The following is a 16,163-nucleotide window of genomic DNA, read 5'->3' as shown; positions in this document are numbered from 1 at the left end:
GACATCAAGAGAGCGGTAGCCTTTTTTAGGATCGCTTTCTCCCGTTCCAGTCGGTCGATCCTGGCTTCCAGCTCCTGGATTTTCTGCTGTTCGGGCGTCAGTGCTTTGCTCTTCGGGGTAACGCCCACGCGCTCCTCTTGAAGCTGTTTTACCCAACGGCGCAGGGCCGACTCAACCACTCCCAGTGAACGAGCTGCTTCGATATGGCTGTAGCCCTGATCGAGCACCAGGCAGGCGGCCTCTCGTTTGAACTCGGGCGTAAAGGAACGACGTTGCTTGGTCATCAGACACCTCTCTATGGCGAGCATTCTCGCCCTAAATGGGTGTCCGGAATCAGTAGACCACTACATTGGCAATCTCCTTTGAAGTCAGCCCAAAGTTTCCAAGTCACTCATTTCCGGCAGCAGGCTGCGGTTCCCGTAAGGGGCATAGCAGGCCGGAGGAGGGCAACGGGCTGAGGTCTCAATCAGGTTAAGCTGGTGCTGTAGAGCGATAGCCGTTTGCAGGTCGGGAAAGGGCTGTGAGGGCATTTCGCGAAGGGATACCCATCGCACTACGTGGCGACAGAGGCGACTCAGCTTGTGTAGGGTTTCGAGTCCGGGTTGGGCAGGGCTAAAACACTGTTCATCGATCAGTTGCTCCCGCCCTTGATCATTACGCGTCCAAATTCGCAGATAATCCTGATCCCAGGACGGCGTATCGAAGACCAGGCGCGCCTGAATGACTCGCTGTTCTTGATCGATGAAGCTGAAGTCCACCGTGCGCTGACGCATGATGTTCACGAAGCTGGCATAGCCTGCGAGTGTGGCCTGGCCCAACGTTCCGGTGAGAGAGACGGTATCCAGCACGGAATGTCCGGAAATCGAGAAGTCCGAACGTACTCCGAGCACATCGTGAATCTGCAAAGGATCAGCAGAGGAGCAGATCCACGACACCAGATCCAGCGCATGGATGACTTCACTGGTGACACCGCAGGTAGGGCGGTAGTCATTGAGCCGGTCCTTACCCCAGTGAAAGCTGGCTCTCACCAGCGACCAACCCTGTGCGCTGATCTGCCGACGCAAAGATTGTGTGGCGGGTGAGTACCGTTCTACCAAGTCCAAGGCAAAACCACTCACCTGACTTAGGTGCTCGGCAACGAGTGTCAGGTCGTCAGCGGGAGTAACGAGTGGTTTCTCGCACAGCACGAAGCCACGATATCCGCTTAGCTCCGCCAAGATTCGTGCATGACTTTCATCGTTGACGCTGACCACAACGATGTCGGGCTCGAAGTGATGAAGCGCGGACGCCACCGTAGGAAAGAATGGCAGTTCTGATGCCTTGGGTTTCCGATCAACATACGCCAAGCGCAAGGGCATGCCAGTACTAACGGACAGGCGTTCGAAGGCACGCCAAAAACGGTGACCGGCATAGCCCAGACCGATGATCAAGACGTTCATGGCCGGCCCTCCGCACGTACCAATAGGGCTTCGCCCGTCGAGGCGAAGCCGAGCATGTGGTAGAGCGAGGTAGCAGCGGCAGTAGTTTGCAGAGCTACTGAGTTCACATTGCACGCCCTGAACCAGTCTAGAAGCCGCTGCATGAGTGCCGTTGCGATACCGCAGCGGCGCAGCTTAGGTGTTACGGCAACCGACTGAACCCAACCCGATCGGCCATTGAGACAATCCGGAGCCGGGGCGCGGTCATCAATGATGCCTGTGGCGCAGCCAAGTATGGCTTGGGTGTGCTTATGTTCAGCGCACAGGATGAGTACCCGATCTGACCTTTCAAGATGGGCCGCCAGCCAAAGCGGGTAGGCGCTGCGCCAACGCTCAATATCTGCAGGTGTACGGCTGGCGTAAGGCGCTCCGCCGGCATCGAGTAGATGGGCTCTAAGCTCGATAAGAGCAGGAATGTCGTCAGGCGTAGCACGACGGATGTCGTAAGAGATGCTCATCACGCAACCTCCGCACCAATCCGCTGGGAGGCAAAAGGAATGGCGAAATGCTCGAAGGTTTCCCGTAGGGCAAGGGCCAATTGCTCGATCTGCTCATCGCTATGGTTGGGCGTTGCGTTAACGCGGAAACGTTCCGTGCCTACGGCGACCGAAGGAAAATTGATCGGCTGCAGATAGATGTGATGGGTTTGCAGAAGGCGTCCTGCAGCCGCTTTGCAACGCTCGGCATCGCCGATTAGTACCGGCAAGATGTGGGTGCGTGAGCAGGGCATGACGGGGATGTCCTGTTCCAGAAGCTTGCCGCGCAGCTTGGCGGTATGCGCGTGCAGCCGCTGCCGTTCTGCGTCACTGTCCTTAAGGTGCTCGATACTCTTGATGCAGCCCGCCGTTACCGCGGGCGGCAGGGACGTGGTGAAGATGAAGCCCGTTGCAAAGGAACGTACAGCATCGATGATGACGGAGTTTGCGGCGATATAGCCACCGATGACACCAATGGCTTTAGCCATAGTGCCTTGAATAATGTCTACCTGCTTCGCAATGCCTAGTTCAGCCGCAATACCGGCACCCCTAGGCCCATACATCCCTACCGCATGTACTTCGTCGAGGTAGCTTAGAGCGTTGTATCGCTTGGCCAGTGCAACAATTTCTTTAACGGGTGCGACATCGCCGTCCATGGAGTAAATCGACTCGAAGACAATGATCTTGGGTCGGTCATGGGGATAGGTCTGCAGCAGTTGCTCCAAGTGCTCGAGATCGTTGTGCCGGAAGATATGGCGCTCATTTGAAGTTGAGCGGATACCGTTGATGATCGAGGCATGGTTACGCTCATCACTGATCACCACGCAATCGGGCAGCTCCCGCAGCAGACACTGCAGGGTGGCCTCGTTAGACCCGAAGCCGGTAGGGAACACCAGTGCCGCTTCCTTACCGTGCCAGTCGGCCAAGCTTTGCTCTAATTGTCCGTACAACGCATGAGAGCCCCCAATGTTGCGCGAACCTCCCGAGCCTGCACCGTAGGCATCCAGGGCCTCGTGCATGGCGCTCCGTACCTTGGAATGCTGGGACATGCCCAGGTAGTCATTGCTGCACCACATCACGACTGGTGATTGCGAGCCGTCGGCCAGGCGAGCTAGAGGGTAGCGACCACACAGGCGGTCCAAGGTCGTAAAGGTGCGGTACTGGTTGGCCTGTTTGAGGGCTTCCAACTTCTGATACAAGAGCGTGTTGTACATCCGTTTGACTCCTAGACAGTAATAGCAAGCGCGTCTGTTCCTCCTCGCGCGACAGCCCTGACATAAGGCACTCGGCGCCAGGACGCGCTATTCTTCGCACCCTTTGGAGCCTGTTACAATTTGGTTGCTTATACTGTTACTAGGAGTAATGGCATGCCGGCGGCACGGTCTTTGGAACGGTCTCGGATTGAGCTTGCAGAGTTTCTAAGAAGCCGCCGGGAGCGGCTGACGCCTGAAGAGGTTGGGTTGCCGTCCGGTGGGCGACGACGGACCCCTGGGTTACGGCGTGAAGAGGTAGCGACGCTGGCACGGGTGGGTCTCAGTTGGTACACCTGGCTCGAACAGGGCCGAGAAATCAGCGTGTCCTCGACTTTTTTGGACAATCTATCCCGTGCACTCAAGCTCGATGCCACGGAGCGTCGTCACCTCTATCTACTCGCACAACAGCGGCCACCGTGTGAGCCCGGCAGGACGTGGTGCGTGGTTCCGCCCCTGATTATCCGGTTGATAGAGGATCTGGATGCCCGCCCGTCCTACGTCTTGAACCTGCGTTGGGATGTGTTGGCTTGGAATGACGCGGCCGACCGACTGTTTGGCTTTTCGGAGCAGACCCTTGAGCGACGTAATTTGCTTTGGATGCTGTTTACGTCCAAGCGGCTACGCCAGCTTCTCGATCCGTGGGAGAGCCAGGCAGTCCAGATCTTTTCGAGCTTCCGGCGCGATTTTGTTCAGGGAACCCAGGACGCAGACATCGTGGGACTGGTAAAGGACCTGGAGCGGGTAGCCCCAGAATTTTGTGACTGGTGGAATCGCCAGGACATCCATGGGCCCTGCCAAGGAATTCGATACTTCCGACTCGATGGAATAGGCCAGATGGTTTTTGAACACACGACGCTTACAGTAGATGTGGACCGCCATCTTCGGCTGGTTTACTACGCTCCACAGATGGATGGAGCACAGGGCGCGACGTTCGAGCGCTGGCTGAAGGAAGGGTAGAAAGAAGCTCAAGTCACGAAGCCAAGTGACCTGGCTGCGGAGTGTCCATAACCGGGTCGCGTCTCGACTACAGATTTGCAGCCTACGCTGATGAACAAGCGGTGGTAGCTGCTTTAGAGAAATTGCTCGCCAAAGCCCATAGGCTTTTCTAGTCGTCATGACCCCATGGACAGCTAAGCGACGCATGAGCGTCGCTTAGCTGTCTCCTGCCCTAGCGGTGACGTGCCTCTGATAAAGCTCTGCGATAGAGCGTCACCATTTCATCGAGTAGATCTCGAGCCATATAGGCCGAAATTCGCTGACGTAGGTCTGTCGGGTTATCCGCGTTGCCCTGATCGTTGGCTAGGCGATCCAACAGGTCGCTGAGCATTGAAGCCCGTATATCCGCGTCTGCCTCCGGCGACTCCCGGGTGAACTCAGGCTGTCGCAACGAGGCTAGGTTGGCGGGGAAGGGAAGGACCGCACCTTTCGTATCAGCCATTGTTCACCTCCATCATGGAGGTACAACGCAACGAGGTAAGACAGGGGAGGGGCGCGAGCTTAAAAGGAAGACGATGCATGTTCATGCTGCTCCTTGGTTCGGTTAAGGAGCCGCCACCGCCGTTGCTACGCGGTATGGAGGCGGACCGTACGGGGGTAGCAAACCGGGAACCAAGGGAACCGGCCAGGCCGAAGCCTGCCCCGCACGGCCCGCCATAGAATGCACACAGCCGAATGCTAGGCATCAGCTGTGAGCTATGACGCTGCCGCGCCTTGGTTCGTCAGGTTGCTACACCCGTCCACGGGATTGACCGTGGCCCGTAAAATTTACCGTTTAGGCCCAGCGACTGCAAATAGTGGCACGGATCGCGCGCCCGTTTCCGCAGTGTCTACTGTGGCTTGGCCTTCCCGCCTTGTTCGTCCAGCACACGGAGTCTTGAATGTAAATAGAGCCTCACCTTCTACCTCGGCCATTTACTGTCAACGCAGAAGGTGTGTCCCCCGAGGTTTGCTAGTGGGTGTCTATGGACTGCGCAGACTGTCCAACCAGCACGATGCCGGGAGAGCCAATGGAGGCTGCATCGCCAGCTTGAGCGAAGGCCCCGTCCTTGCCGACCGTTGCGCCGATATAGGTGGGTTAGGTCATCGAAAGATTGTCCCACACCGCCGAGATGTGGCGGCGCCAGCACCGTAAGCCGCCCCCGCATGCTGACCGTCGCTGAAGGTTTTGCCGCCGCTGGCGGAGGCCGTTGTGATCAGGGTTCCATCACTGGCAGGCACCGCGGTTAGGTTATAGTTAAAGCTCACCGCGACGTTATCCAGTTTGTCGAACAGCACCACGTCATTCTCCTTGCCGAGGCTGGGCCCATCGACGCTGACGACTGCCGTACTGTCGCTCAAGCCCCACGCCGTCTTGAGCACGCTTAGGTTCGCCGCTGCTACATCGGCCACGACTAGGTTAGTACCAGCGGTGAGAATCCTATTGCCGTTGAGCGTGATCGCCGGCGAGAACTGACCGGTTTCATCCTTCACCTCGCTGCCGCCCCTGGAGCTGATCGAGGACGCTGTACTGCGCCAACTGGCCGAAGGGGTCCTGAACGAGCGCTGCATCTTCCCCTCGGGCGCGCTGGAATTGATCAAGCGCGCCGAAGCTCAGGGTGAGCTGACGGATGCCTTCGTCCAAGAAGCCCAGGAGACCTTTCGCTGGCACCGCGAGGCCAATGTCGACGCCAGCCTCTATCACCGCCTGCACGATGCTCACCGACTGATCGCCGACGTGGTCTGCTTTAAGGGTCCGCACATCAACCACCTGACCCCGCGCACGCTCGACATCGACGCCGTCTAGGCGCAGATGCCTGCCCCCGGCAGGCAGCCACGATGTTCACCAAACTCGATCCGATCGACTGACAGCTCATCCACCTGCTGCAACAGAACGCCCGCGCCTCAAACGCCACCCTTGCCTGTCAGCTGGGCCTGGCGCGCACCACCGTGGTCACCCGCCTGGCGCGCCTGGAGCGTGACGGCATCATCCAGGGCTACGGCCTGCGCCTGGGCTCCGAAGTGGAGCAGGCCGCCGTGCGCGCCTACTGCGCCATCAGCGTCCTGCCGCGCAGTACCACCGGCGTCATCCGCGCCCTGGAGAAGATGATCGATGTCGAGGAGGTCTCCTCGGTCAGCGGCCAGTTCGACTACCTGGCCTTCCTGCGCTGCACCACCCACAAAAAGCTCGACGAGCTGCTCGACCGCATCGGCAACCTCGACGGGGTGAAGCAGACGCAGACGTCGATCATCCTGAATCGGAAGATCAATCGGCAGGGTGGGGCGGGGACAACCTAGACACGCCTTGTCAGGATTGCCGGCTGCGGTATTCGGCACTGCCTTTGATTGCGGTAGCCACATCATCCAACGTCATGGCACCACTGGTGACCTGTGATGTCCAAGTCTTCAATCCACTGTTGTCTGCGTCTCGTCCCAAGAAGCTTTGATAGAGCTGATGTATAGAGGCCTGAGTGTGAGCTACACTTTCGGCGCTGCCGGCAATGGCTGCTTTGACCGTCGCTAAGTTCATGCTGCCGTCGGATATCCGTTGCGCCCAGTAGCTCAAGCCTTCCTTATCAGCAGGGCGGCCAAGAAAGGAAATGTAAAGCTGGTTGAGCGTTACTTGGAGATTTCCTTGATACTCCACGCTACCAATAAGTGCTGCAGCGACGGAGTTGGTGGTCATGGCTCCACTATTTAGCAGGCCAGCCCAATAATTAAGGCCTGCGCTATCTGCGCTGCGTCCCAAGTGGCTCTGGTAAAGTTTCTCTACCGTAATACGGTTTTGATATTCCGTGCTGAGCATGATGCTGTTGATAACACCAGCCAACGTTAGGTTTCCATTTGCTATCTGACTAGACCAATACATCAACCCGGCTGGGTCGGCCTCTCGACCTAGATAATCGCGATAGACTCCGGCAATCTCCTGGGCGTGGCTCGAACCCTCCGTTACATTTGGGGTTTGGCTGGTGACTGCTATAGGGCCTATCTTGGAACAGCTGGAATCATCGATGTATTGCTTTAGAACCGCCCACTGCGGTCGATCCACGCCATTGATAGGCTCCACAGCGAGATTATAATTTGCCCAGCCCGGCCCGGCCGCCCAATAGGTCGCCGGAATACAGTTTTGCTTCAGGTAGGCCAGCATCCGCCCCATGATGACATTCCAGCGTGGATCACTGTCCGGTACGCCAAATTCCCCAATCATGCCGCGTTTACCGTTTTTCTTAAGCCACTCCACGAAGGGCCTTACTCGCTCAACGCCATAATTGTCCGGATACGCGCTGGCGCTAGGGTTGGCGTAGTTGCCACCCCCGCCTTCCCCGTCGAAATAGGTATGCGCTTGAAATATCAGGTTGTCGGCAGGGTCCTTTAGAGCCAGCAGGTTATCGTTCCACTGAGGCCAGCGAGTCGCTTCCGCCCAGCCATTACCTTCGATCACGACGGGGCGCTTGGAGTCGATCGACCTTAAGGCATTGATGGCGGCTTGAGCAGCTACCGCCCATTGGGCTACTGCGTCATGAGGTTCGTTCATGACGTCGTATGCAAAAAGGGAGGGTTGAGGGCTCCAGCGTTGCGCAATCCGTGTCATGACATCTTGGTAATGTGCATAGGAAACATTGCCTGTGCCTATCACGACGCCTCGATAGCGCATGTAGTTATGCAAATCCAAGATGATTTTCATGCCGTATTTGTTGGCATAGCCGAAGGTGCGGTCGATCAGGGCTGCATAGGTGGGATCCAGCGCGCCGCCAAGGGTGGGTTGCAAGCGCTCCCAGATGATCGGGAAGCGAATCAGCTTTACTCCGCGCGCACTCCATTGGCTGAAATAGGCTTCCACTGGAAAGATGTAATGGGTTCCGTTGACTCCGGGCAGGACTCGGGCTGCAAAGCCGGCGCCCGATAGGTTCAGACCCACCAGAGGTATCCCCTCAGCGCGAGCCTGCTCGACCTTGCCAAAGAGTGCGCAACTGGCGACCAGGATCGCTAGTGCAAGGGAGAAAAAGCGAGGGGTGGGGGCTTTCATCGGTGCCAATCGCCATAGTCAGTAGAGGACGCGGAAGCGGAGCGAATATTGACGGACGGCCTGGTCTCAGGCAGCGCGATCTTTTCTCCGAGCCGTGGCCCTGATATCTGACGTTTTGGCGGATTCTTTAGACGAAGGCGATGAGTGGGATCTCAGGCGCCGTGTTGTCAGCGGGGCGAATCCAGCACAAACGCTTTGCATTCTTTACGGGCGCTGTCCCACCGATCGACGCTACCTGGCCCCATTGGCCAGACGTCGTTAATTGGATAAAGAATTCTTCGCAGGCCTGACGACAGCGAGAGTCGCGCTGCGCGCTCCAGGTGCTCCGGCAAACTTATGGTCGGCTACCGGGTCTGGGCGACCGCTGACGCCGTATCGAGAGATCGATGGGTATCTCAAAAAGCGCGGTCTATCAGACCTGTGGCGCACAAACCTGTAGAATCCTGTCCTGTTTTCGTGCAGGACAGTGCATCAGGGACACAGGGCTCGCCCGGTGCTCAGGGCTTACACCTTTTCACATCACCGCCGGCGATAGATAGCTTTTAGACTCATGTGCGACCTAGCCTTATTGTTCACCTTGCTGATCGCGATGTCGGCTACTCGCTTGAGTCCTGATGAGGAAAGCCTCCCCGGGCATCTGTTCGTCTGTCCATATACCAAGCCGACCGCGCTGCCGTCGATACCTGCCGGGCTTGCCCAGGCAGTCAACCCAGTGGTCGCCCGGACCTGCACGCTCAAGCGCCGAGCAAGTGAATCCACCTTGTCCTGGCCCGCTCGGTGAGGCAGGTATCAGCGGCCAATCAGTTTTTCGCGAAGGCGCATGACGCTCTCGAGAGTCGTATTTCGCTGCAAATGAAGGAGCAAAAATGGGTGGCTTACTGAGAAGTATTTATATGTATAGAGGCTTCATCATGTCCTCTATACGCAATGAGTTTGTCAGCCGGTTTTCCAGGAGCCGTCTAGGCGGTGTCTGGATGGTTATTCATCCCTTGGTGCAGGTGGCAATCTATGCGCTGATTCTATCGAATTTGCTCGCCGCGAAGTTGCCAGGCATTGATAACAAATATGCTTATGCCATGTATTTGATGGCCGGTATCCTAGCCTGGACGCTGTTTTCTGAAATTGTCGGTCGTTGTCTTACCGTGTTCATCGATAACGGTGGGCTTATCAAGAAGATGCGCTTTCCCCGGATTACTCTGCCGGTAATCGTGGTGGGATCATGCCTGATAAATTATGCCATCCTTCTTGTTTGCATCTTGGTGGTTTTCGTATTGATGGGAAATCGACCGGGACTGGAGGTCCTTTGGATCTTTCCGATGACGATATTTGTCGTTGCTCTGGGGGTCGGCATCGGCTTGCTGCTAGGCGTGCTCAATGTCTTTGTCAGAGATATTGGTCAGGTGGTTCCTATTTTCTTGCAAGTGCTATTTTGGTTCACGCCGATTGTCTATCCGTTGAACGTGATTCCGGAGGGTGTAAAGAGCCTGGTCGCCTATAATCCGATGTACAAGATTGTCGGGGGTTATCACGATATTCTGGTCTATGGAAAGCTTCCGGCTATTGAGGGCATGTTGTCGGCCTTTCTGGTTTCCCTAGTACTGATGGCGCTCGGCCTCTTCGTGTTTCGCCGGGCCGCACCCGAAATGGTGGATGCGCTATGAGTCTCATGCAGGTTTCCGGAATAGGTAAGGCCTACCGTAGCTATCGCTCCGAATGGCAGCGATTTGCCCGCTGGTTTGGCATGAAGACAGTACCTGCCGAAGAGATATGGGTATTGAAGAATGTCAACTTTACGATCGAAGCCGGGCAGGCCATCGGTATCGTTGGCCAGAACGGAGCTGGCAAGTCGACGCTGCTTAAAATGATAACCGGTACGCTCCAACCTACCGAAGGCAGCATCAAGGTGAATGGCCGAATCGCCGCCATTCTCGAACTCGGGATGGGCTTCAATCCCGAGCTGACAGGGCGCCAGAATGCCTATCACGCCGCAGGGCTCATGGGGTATTCGGCGGACCAGATCCGCAAGGCTATGCCCGACATCTACGAGTTCGCCGAAATCGGTCATTACTTCGATGAGGCGGTAAGAACCTATTCGAGCGGCATGCAGATGCGTGTGGCTTTTGCAGTCGCGACGGCGTTTCGTCCGGAGATTCTCATCGTCGACGAAGCGCTTTCGGTGGGCGATGCCTATTTCCAGCATAAAAGCTTCAATCGAATAAAAGAGTTCCAAGAGCAAGGGACGACACTACTCATCGTTTCGCATGACCGTGCTTCGATACAGGTACTATGCGATCGTGCGATTCTGCTGGAGAAGGGCACCGTCATCAAAGACGGCGCGCCGGAAGAGGTTATGGACTTCTATAATGCACTGATTGCTGAAAAGGAAAACAGCACGGTGCAGATCAAGCAGATGGCTGATGGTAGAACTCAGACGGTATCGGGGACTGGTGAGATAACGGTCGAGGAAATAGCCATACTGAGCGACGTAGGGGTGCCTATTGAATATGTAGACGTAGGGCAGCCTGTGACCTTGAGAGTAGTGGCCAAAGCTCATCAAAATATTGAACGGTTGGTGTTGGGCTACGGTATAAAAGATCGGCTTGGTCAAGTCATGTACGGTACCAACACTCATCTGAAGGATCAGGCGCTCGAAAACGTGAAAGCCGGCAAGCGTGTTGAGTTCAAAATCGCCTTTAATATGAATCTCGGGCCCGGTAGCTATTCTGTTCAGACTGCGCTGTGCAGCACGGATACTCACCTGGTTGATAATTATGAATGGCGAGACATGGCATTGTTATTCAATGTTATGAACGTCAATAAACACCATTTTGCTGGCTGTGCCTGGATGGATCCCGTGATTGAGGTAACAGTGAAATGACTTTTGTATCGTATGCTCAGAATTTCGAAGACATCCTGCTATGGCGGGTCTTGAAAGATATCAAGCACGGTTTCTATATCGATATCGGGGCCCAAGATCCCATCATTGATTCGGTAAGCTTGGCTTTCTATAAAAATGGATGGCGGGGCGTGCACGTTGAGCCCACCCCCCAATATGCTGCACGTTTGGAGGAAGAGCGCCCAGATGAGATCGTTGAGAGACTGGCAATAGGTTCTTCCGAAGATCAGATGACGTTCTATCAGATCCCAGATACTGGGCTTTCTACTGCTGACTCAGTTGTTGCCGAACGACATCGAGAAGCTGGGTTTTCGATCGTCGAAATTCAGGTGGATGTATTGGGCTTGGACGCCTTGCTCGACCGTTACGAATATAAGGTTGTACATTGGCTAAAAATTGATGTTGAGGGATTCGAAAAGCAAGTAATTGAAAGCTGGAAAGTTTCCCCCGTAAGGCCTTGGCTATTGCTAATCGAAAGTACCATGCCTGGATCACAAGTAGAAACTCATGAGCCTTGGGAACCCTTGGTGCTAAAGAAAGGCTATCAGTATGCTTATTTTGACGGTATAAACCGCTACTATGTCCATAAAAGCCGTTCCGGACTACTTGACCACTTCAAGGCTCCAGTCAATATTTTTGATGGGGCCTTGCTTAGTGGTACAGCATCGCAGCCTTATTGCGCATTACTGAATGGTAAGCTGCAAGAGCTTGGGAATGAGAGAGATAATCTACGTTCGACCTCTCAGCATCAAGCAGCCGAGTTGATAGAGACGCGCGGCATCATCGAAAAACTGCATGCTGAAGTGAGTTTGCTGAGCAGCCGTGCTTCAGTCGTCGAGGCGGCTAAAGCGGAGTTAGCTAACATTCAGCATGAGCTAGATCAAATTCGGCATGAGAAGGCTATTTTGTCCGAGCGGCTCAGTGATTCGCTGGCTAATTCCCACCATTGGTGGGAACAAGCGATGCACGCACAGGAAAAAGTTTTGGAACTCCACAGTAGTACCTCCTGGCGGGTAACCGCACCCCTACGCTTAGCATCATACACATTCCAACGTATTTACAGAGTTGTTTTGCCAGCTCTCTTGGTAATTATCCGTCGTTGCATCAGGCTTTGTATTCGCCCGCTTCTTCGTTATCCTGGATTTGTACGCAGACTAAGTGTCTTGGTAGCCCGCTATCCCAGACTAGCCAAAGCCCTGCGTGGCGATCGTCGAGCCGCTGGGTTAGAGTCTGTAAAGATTATAGATCCTATAACATCCTCACCCATGCCGGCTGATATTCACGAGTTGTCAGCACGGTCCAAAAAACTATATGCCTCTTTCTTTAAGCGAGACATGGAGAATCGCACCTGATGAGAATTGTCATCGATTTGCAAGGTGCGCAGGCAGAAAATCGCAAACGTGGTATTGGTCGATACTCACTATCTTTGACTAAGGCCATAGTCGCGCAGCGTGGAGAGGCGAATGTTATTGTCGTTTTGTCAGATGCCTTCCCAGAAAGTATAGAGTCCATCCGGACTGAGCTTTCAAGTCTGCTTTGTGTGGATAAGATTAAGGTATTCAGCTGTCCACCACGGACACGACAGCTTGGTTCTGCCAGCTCTTGGAGCAGAGATGCGGCAGAACTGTTGCGCGAGGCTTTTATCCTCAGCCTCGAGCCCAGCGTTGTTTTGGTCTGCAGTCTTTTTGAAGGGCTGGTAGATGATGTCGTGACCAGTGTTGGCCGGCTATCGCAACGGGTGCCCACGGCAGTAATTCTCTATGATCTTATTCCACTGATCTATCGCGATCTTTACCTCGAAAATTGGCAGGTAGAGAAGTGGTATGAAAACAAGCTTGGCCACCTGCGTCGTGCTGATTTGTTGCTGGCTATCTCTGACTCCTCCAGTCAAGAAGCTCAAACCTATTTAGGTCTTCCAGCAGAGCGTGTAGAAACCATTTCTACCGCTGCAGATAGTCATTTCCGGGAAATCAGTCTGGCGGAACATGAACGCAAAGCGCTTTTAGCGCGCTTCGGGCTGAGGGATGAATTTGTACTTTATACAGGTGGCATTGACCACCGCAAGAATATAGAAGGCCTAATCCGCGGTTACGGACTTCTTGCTCCAAAACAGCGACAGAGCTTGCAGCTAGCCATTGTTTGCTCCATCCAATCATTGGACAAAGAAAGGCTGGAAACGCTAGTGCGTAGCCAAGGGCTTGAAGCCCACGAAGTGATTTTCACAGGCTTCGTCTCAGAAGAAGAATTACTAGGACTTTATAATCTTTGTAAGGTTTTCATCTTTCCTTCTTGGCATGAAGGTTTTGGTTTGCCTGCATTGGAGGCTATGAGCTGCGGCCGGGCGGTCATTGCTTCCAATAGTTCTAGCTTGCCTGAGGTTATAGGCTGCGACGATGCGCTATTTGACTCACGAAGCGATGAAGCGCTCGCCGAAAAATTAAATCGTGTTCTGACTGACGATGAGTTTCGAGCACGGTTGGAGACTCATGCCCGTCAACAGGCAAGGCGCTTCTCTTGGCAGCACTGCGCTGATCGAGCATTGTCCGCCTTACGCCATTTGGCGTCCCAGGCTGCCACGGGGCGCCATTATGAGCGTCCAAAGCTGGCCTATGTATCGCCCCTACCGCCGTTGCGCAGTGGCATCAGCGATTACAGCGCCGAGCTATTGCCGGAACTTTGTCGGTTCTACGATGTGGAGGTGATCACTGTCCAAAGCGAAGTAGCTTCCGCCAGTGTTGCTGGAAACTGCGTTCTCCGGAGCGTCGAATGGTTTAGAAGTAATGCGAATCGTTTTGACCGGGTGCTCTATCACTTCGGGAACTCTGAGTTCCATCAACACATGTTCGCTTTGCTGGAAGAAATTCCAGGTGTCGTTATTCTACACGACTTCTTTTTGTCTGGAATTGTCGCTCACATGGAGTGCAGTGGTGCCCAGCCCGGTTTTTGGATAAATGCCCTGTATGAAAGTCATGGTTATGGCGCGGTCATTGAGCGCTTACAGGCTAAGGATACCGCGGATGTTGTTTGGAAGTATCCATGCAACTATCCGGTAGTAGCCAATTCTCAGGGCGTCATTGTTCATTCTCGCAGCTCGCAGCGAATGGCTGACGACTGGTACGGTGCGGCAGTATCCAGAAACTGGGCGTTCGTTCCGCATCTTCGAGTGCCTGATTTTAGTACAAATAGAAACCACATGCTGATTCGAAAGCGGCACGGAATCAAAGAAAATGATTTCGTTGTTTGCAGCTTTGGTCTACTAGGTCGAAGCAAGATGAATGACCGCCTGCTGGAGTCTTGGTTGCAGTCTTCTTTGGCTCAGTCTGATAACTGCGTGCTGGTTTTCGTTGGAAAAAATGACGAGGGCAGCTATGGAGAAGAGCTCCAGCGTAGGATTTCTGCTAGCGGACGCAAGAAAACTATCCGTATCACCGGCTGGACCGATACTGAAGTCTATAACGATTATTTAGCTATTGCTGATGTGGGCGTTCAGCTTCGTACTCTCTCGCGTGGGGAGACCTCTGGAGCTGTGTTGGATGGTATGAATTACGGTTTACCGATAATTGTCAATGCCAACGGCAGCATGGCTGATTTGCCGGATGATTGTGTCCTAAAACTTAACGACCAGTTCAGCGATAAGGACTTGGTAAACGCTTTAGAATCTTTGTACGGCGATAGCAGCCGACGCCGCGAGCTGGGTGATCGCGCGCGAGCAACCATAATTAGCCATCACTCGCCGAGGCGATGCGCCGAACAGTACAAAGTTGCAATCGAAAACTTCTACGAAAGAGCTAACCTCGAGGCACCGGCGTTGGTCCGGCGCATCATGAGTAGCGGAGGAAGCCATTCGGATCTCGCAGATTATCGACAGCTTGCGTGTGCTCTGGATCGTTCGTTGCCGCCATCCTGCCATCAGCAGCAGATTCTGGTGGATGTCTCTGAACTGGTTCACCACGATGCCCGTAGCGGTATCCAGCGCGTTGTACGTAGCGTGCTATGCGAATGGTTGGAAAGGCCAATAAAAGGCTATCGTATTGAGCCTGTTTATGCGATAGCTCGTACGGCAGGCTATCGCTATGCGCGGCGTTTCACTCTGGAGTTCCTCGGCGTTCAATCGGTTCTGCAAGATGAGCCTATTACCTTCCGAGCGGGTGATATCTTCTTTGGCTTAGATTTACAGCCTACCGTAGTACGCGAGCAAGAAAGCTACTACCAGGCCTTGCATCGCGCTGGCGTGCGGCTTTCGTTCCTAGTTCACGATCTTCTACCAATCACGATGCCTGAATGCTTTCTACCTGGCGCCAAGGAAATTTTCCAGCAGTGGCTGAGGGTGGTCGGGCAATTTGACAGTCTGATCTGCGTTTCTTCAGCAACTGCGGTAGCGGTTCGCCAGGTAATGCCGACGCTCGGCTTCGAAGAGGCTGATCTTCCAGCACTTGCTGTTTCTCATAATGGCGGAGACATAGGCCGCTCCATACCAACTACTGGTCTTCCTCCAGATGCAACGCAGCGGCTGGCAGCATTGCGTGATGCCACGAGTTTCCTAATGGTAGGGACTCTGGAGCCGCGGAAAGCTCATGCCCAGGTGCTGGATGCGATGGAGCAGCTGTGGCGCGATGGGCAAGAAGCTATCTTGGTCATCGTCGGCAAGCCAGGCTGGATGGTCGATGATTTGGTTGATCGTTTGACACGTCATCCTGAATTAAATCGGAAACTTTTCTGGTTCAACTCTATTAGTGATGAATATTTGGAAGGCCTCTACTCGACCTGTAGCGCATTGATAGCCGCGTCGCTAGACGAAGGTTTCGGTTTGCCGTTGATCGAGGCGGCGCAGCACGGATTACCTGTAATTGCGCGGGACATTTCTGTGTTCAAAGAAGTTGCCGGTGAGCATGCTTTCTACTTCAAGGCTGACACCGCGTCTGAGCTTGCCACGGCACTTATGGAGTGGAGTAGGCTGAGTAGGGATAATATCCAGCCAATGTCTCGCGATATGCCATGGCTATCCTGGAAAGCAAGTGCCGAAAATCTACTGAAAATTCTAATTAAAGCGTGAGACAT

General features: G+C 54.4%; 12 protein-coding genes and 1 pseudogene. 7 read left to right on the top strand and 6 right to left on the bottom strand.

Annotation, left to right across the window (positions count from 1 at the left end):
* The 4 genes from BMZ43_RS24745 to hemA all read right to left on the bottom strand — a co-directional run.
* Window positions 1–284: transposase (locus BMZ43_RS24745; protein WP_143075331.1), on the bottom strand; the 284-nt coding region annotated here is incomplete at its 3' end.
* Between the two features lie 84 nt (window positions 285–368).
* Window positions 369–1,439 carry a Gfo/Idh/MocA family oxidoreductase gene (locus BMZ43_RS24740; protein WP_093257567.1) on the bottom strand — a complete coding sequence of 357 codons (1,071 nt, stop codon included), beginning with the start codon at window positions 1,437–1,439 and terminating at the stop codon, window positions 369–371.
* Window positions 1,436–1,936, bottom strand: a complete 501-nt coding sequence (locus BMZ43_RS24735) for a GNAT family N-acetyltransferase (protein ID WP_093257565.1) — start codon at window positions 1,934–1,936, stop codon at window positions 1,436–1,438. The genes BMZ43_RS24740 and BMZ43_RS24735 overlap by 4 nt, the downstream gene beginning before the upstream one ends.
* Window positions 1,936–3,168: a 5-aminolevulinate synthase gene (hemA, locus tag BMZ43_RS24730; protein WP_093257562.1), complete on the bottom strand. Its 1,233-nt coding sequence runs from the start codon at window positions 3,166–3,168 to the stop codon at window positions 1,936–1,938. Before hemA ends, BMZ43_RS24735 begins: the two co-directional genes overlap by 1 nt.
* A 153-nt stretch (window positions 3,169–3,321) precedes the next feature.
* Between hemA and BMZ43_RS24725 the strand changes: the two genes are divergently transcribed.
* On the top strand, window positions 3,322–4,164 hold the full coding sequence (locus tag BMZ43_RS24725) for a helix-turn-helix transcriptional regulator (RefSeq protein ID WP_093257559.1): 843 nt from the start codon (window positions 3,322–3,324) through the stop codon (window positions 4,162–4,164).
* A gap of 1,122 nt (window positions 4,165–5,286) precedes the next feature.
* Here BMZ43_RS24725 and BMZ43_RS24715 read toward each other — a convergent pair.
* Window positions 5,287–5,754, bottom strand: coding sequence for a hypothetical protein (locus BMZ43_RS24715; protein ID WP_093257554.1), 468 nt, complete (start codon window positions 5,752–5,754; stop codon window positions 5,287–5,289).
* Here BMZ43_RS24715 and BMZ43_RS24710 point away from each other — a divergent pair.
* Together BMZ43_RS24710 and BMZ43_RS24705 are read left to right on the top strand one after the other, a co-directional pair.
* Window positions 5,660–5,986, top strand: a pseudogene (locus BMZ43_RS24710) (2-oxoadipate dioxygenase/decarboxylase family protein); the annotation flags it as partial. The gene BMZ43_RS24715 and the pseudogene BMZ43_RS24710 overlap by 95 nt on opposite strands.
* A gap of 71 nt (window positions 5,987–6,057) precedes the next feature.
* Window positions 6,058–6,480: an Lrp/AsnC family transcriptional regulator gene (locus tag BMZ43_RS24705; RefSeq protein WP_256563414.1), complete on the top strand. Its 423-nt coding sequence runs from the start codon at window positions 6,058–6,060 to the stop codon at window positions 6,478–6,480.
* Window positions 6,481–6,490: 10 nt separating this feature from the next.
* Here BMZ43_RS24705 and BMZ43_RS24700 read toward each other — a convergent pair whose 3' ends face one another.
* Window positions 6,491–8,209, bottom strand: a complete 1,719-nt coding sequence (locus BMZ43_RS24700; protein ID WP_093257551.1) for a cellulase family glycosylhydrolase — start codon at window positions 8,207–8,209, stop codon at window positions 6,491–6,493.
* 866 nt (window positions 8,210–9,075) lie between these two features.
* Between BMZ43_RS24700 and BMZ43_RS24695 the strand changes: the two genes are divergently transcribed.
* The 4 genes from BMZ43_RS24695 to BMZ43_RS24680 are packed head-to-tail and all read left to right on the top strand — an operon-like array spanning window position 9,076 to window position 16,158.
* Window positions 9,076–9,870: an ABC transporter permease gene (locus tag BMZ43_RS24695; RefSeq protein ID WP_093257548.1), complete on the top strand. Its 795-nt coding sequence runs from the start codon at window positions 9,076–9,078 to the stop codon at window positions 9,868–9,870.
* The gene (locus BMZ43_RS24690; RefSeq protein ID WP_093257545.1) at window positions 9,867–11,087 is read left to right on the top strand and encodes an ABC transporter ATP-binding protein; all 1,221 of its coding nucleotides are present in this window, start codon (window positions 9,867–9,869) and stop codon (window positions 11,085–11,087) included. The genes BMZ43_RS24695 and BMZ43_RS24690 overlap by 4 nt, the downstream gene beginning before the upstream one ends.
* The gene (locus BMZ43_RS24685) at window positions 11,084–12,457 is read left to right on the top strand and encodes an FkbM family methyltransferase (RefSeq protein ID WP_093257542.1); all 1,374 of its coding nucleotides are present in this window, start codon (window positions 11,084–11,086) and stop codon (window positions 12,455–12,457) included. The genes BMZ43_RS24690 and BMZ43_RS24685 overlap by 4 nt, the downstream gene beginning before the upstream one ends.
* Complete coding sequence (locus BMZ43_RS24680) at window positions 12,457–16,158, top strand: glycosyltransferase (RefSeq protein ID WP_093257539.1); 3,702 nt, start codon at window positions 12,457–12,459, stop codon at window positions 16,156–16,158. Before BMZ43_RS24685 ends, BMZ43_RS24680 begins: the two co-directional genes overlap by 1 nt.
* The last annotated feature ends 5 nt before the right edge of the window (window positions 16,159–16,163 follow it).

This window comes from Pseudomonas sp. Snoq117.2 (assembly GCF_900110545.1).
GTDB lineage: Bacteria > Pseudomonadota > Gammaproteobacteria > Pseudomonadales > Pseudomonadaceae > Chryseomonas > Chryseomonas benzopyrenica.
Note: the sequence above shows the minus strand (reverse complement) of the source record. Positions and strands in the feature narration are given on the sequence as shown.

What these genes read in the sequence shown, in the direction of transcription:
- BMZ43_RS24685 (WP_093257542.1), top strand. Translation starts at nt 11,084, where the DNA reads ATGACTTTTGTATCGTATGCTCAGAATTTCGAAGACATCCTGCTATGG.
- BMZ43_RS24735 (WP_093257565.1), bottom strand. Translation starts at nt 1,936, where the DNA reads ATGAGCATCTCTTACGACATCCGTCGTGCTACGCCTGACGACATTCCT.
- BMZ43_RS24680 (WP_093257539.1), top strand. Translation starts at nt 12,457, where the DNA reads ATGAGAATTGTCATCGATTTGCAAGGTGCGCAGGCAGAAAATCGCAAA.
- BMZ43_RS24695 (WP_093257548.1), top strand. Translation starts at nt 9,076, where the DNA reads ATGGGTGGCTTACTGAGAAGTATTTATATGTATAGAGGCTTCATCATG.
- BMZ43_RS24740 (WP_093257567.1), bottom strand. Translation starts at nt 1,439, where the DNA reads ATGAACGTCTTGATCATCGGTCTGGGCTATGCCGGTCACCGTTTTTGG.
- hemA (WP_093257562.1), bottom strand. Translation starts at nt 3,168, where the DNA reads ATGTACAACACGCTCTTGTATCAGAAGTTGGAAGCCCTCAAACAGGCC.
- BMZ43_RS24690 (WP_093257545.1), top strand. Translation starts at nt 9,867, where the DNA reads ATGAGTCTCATGCAGGTTTCCGGAATAGGTAAGGCCTACCGTAGCTAT.
- BMZ43_RS24700 (WP_093257551.1), bottom strand. Translation starts at nt 8,209, where the DNA reads ATGAAAGCCCCCACCCCTCGCTTTTTCTCCCTTGCACTAGCGATCCTG.
- BMZ43_RS24725 (WP_093257559.1), top strand. Translation starts at nt 3,322, where the DNA reads ATGCCGGCGGCACGGTCTTTGGAACGGTCTCGGATTGAGCTTGCAGAG.
- BMZ43_RS24715 (WP_093257554.1), bottom strand. Translation starts at nt 5,754, where the DNA reads ATGCAGCGCTCGTTCAGGACCCCTTCGGCCAGTTGGCGCAGTACAGCG.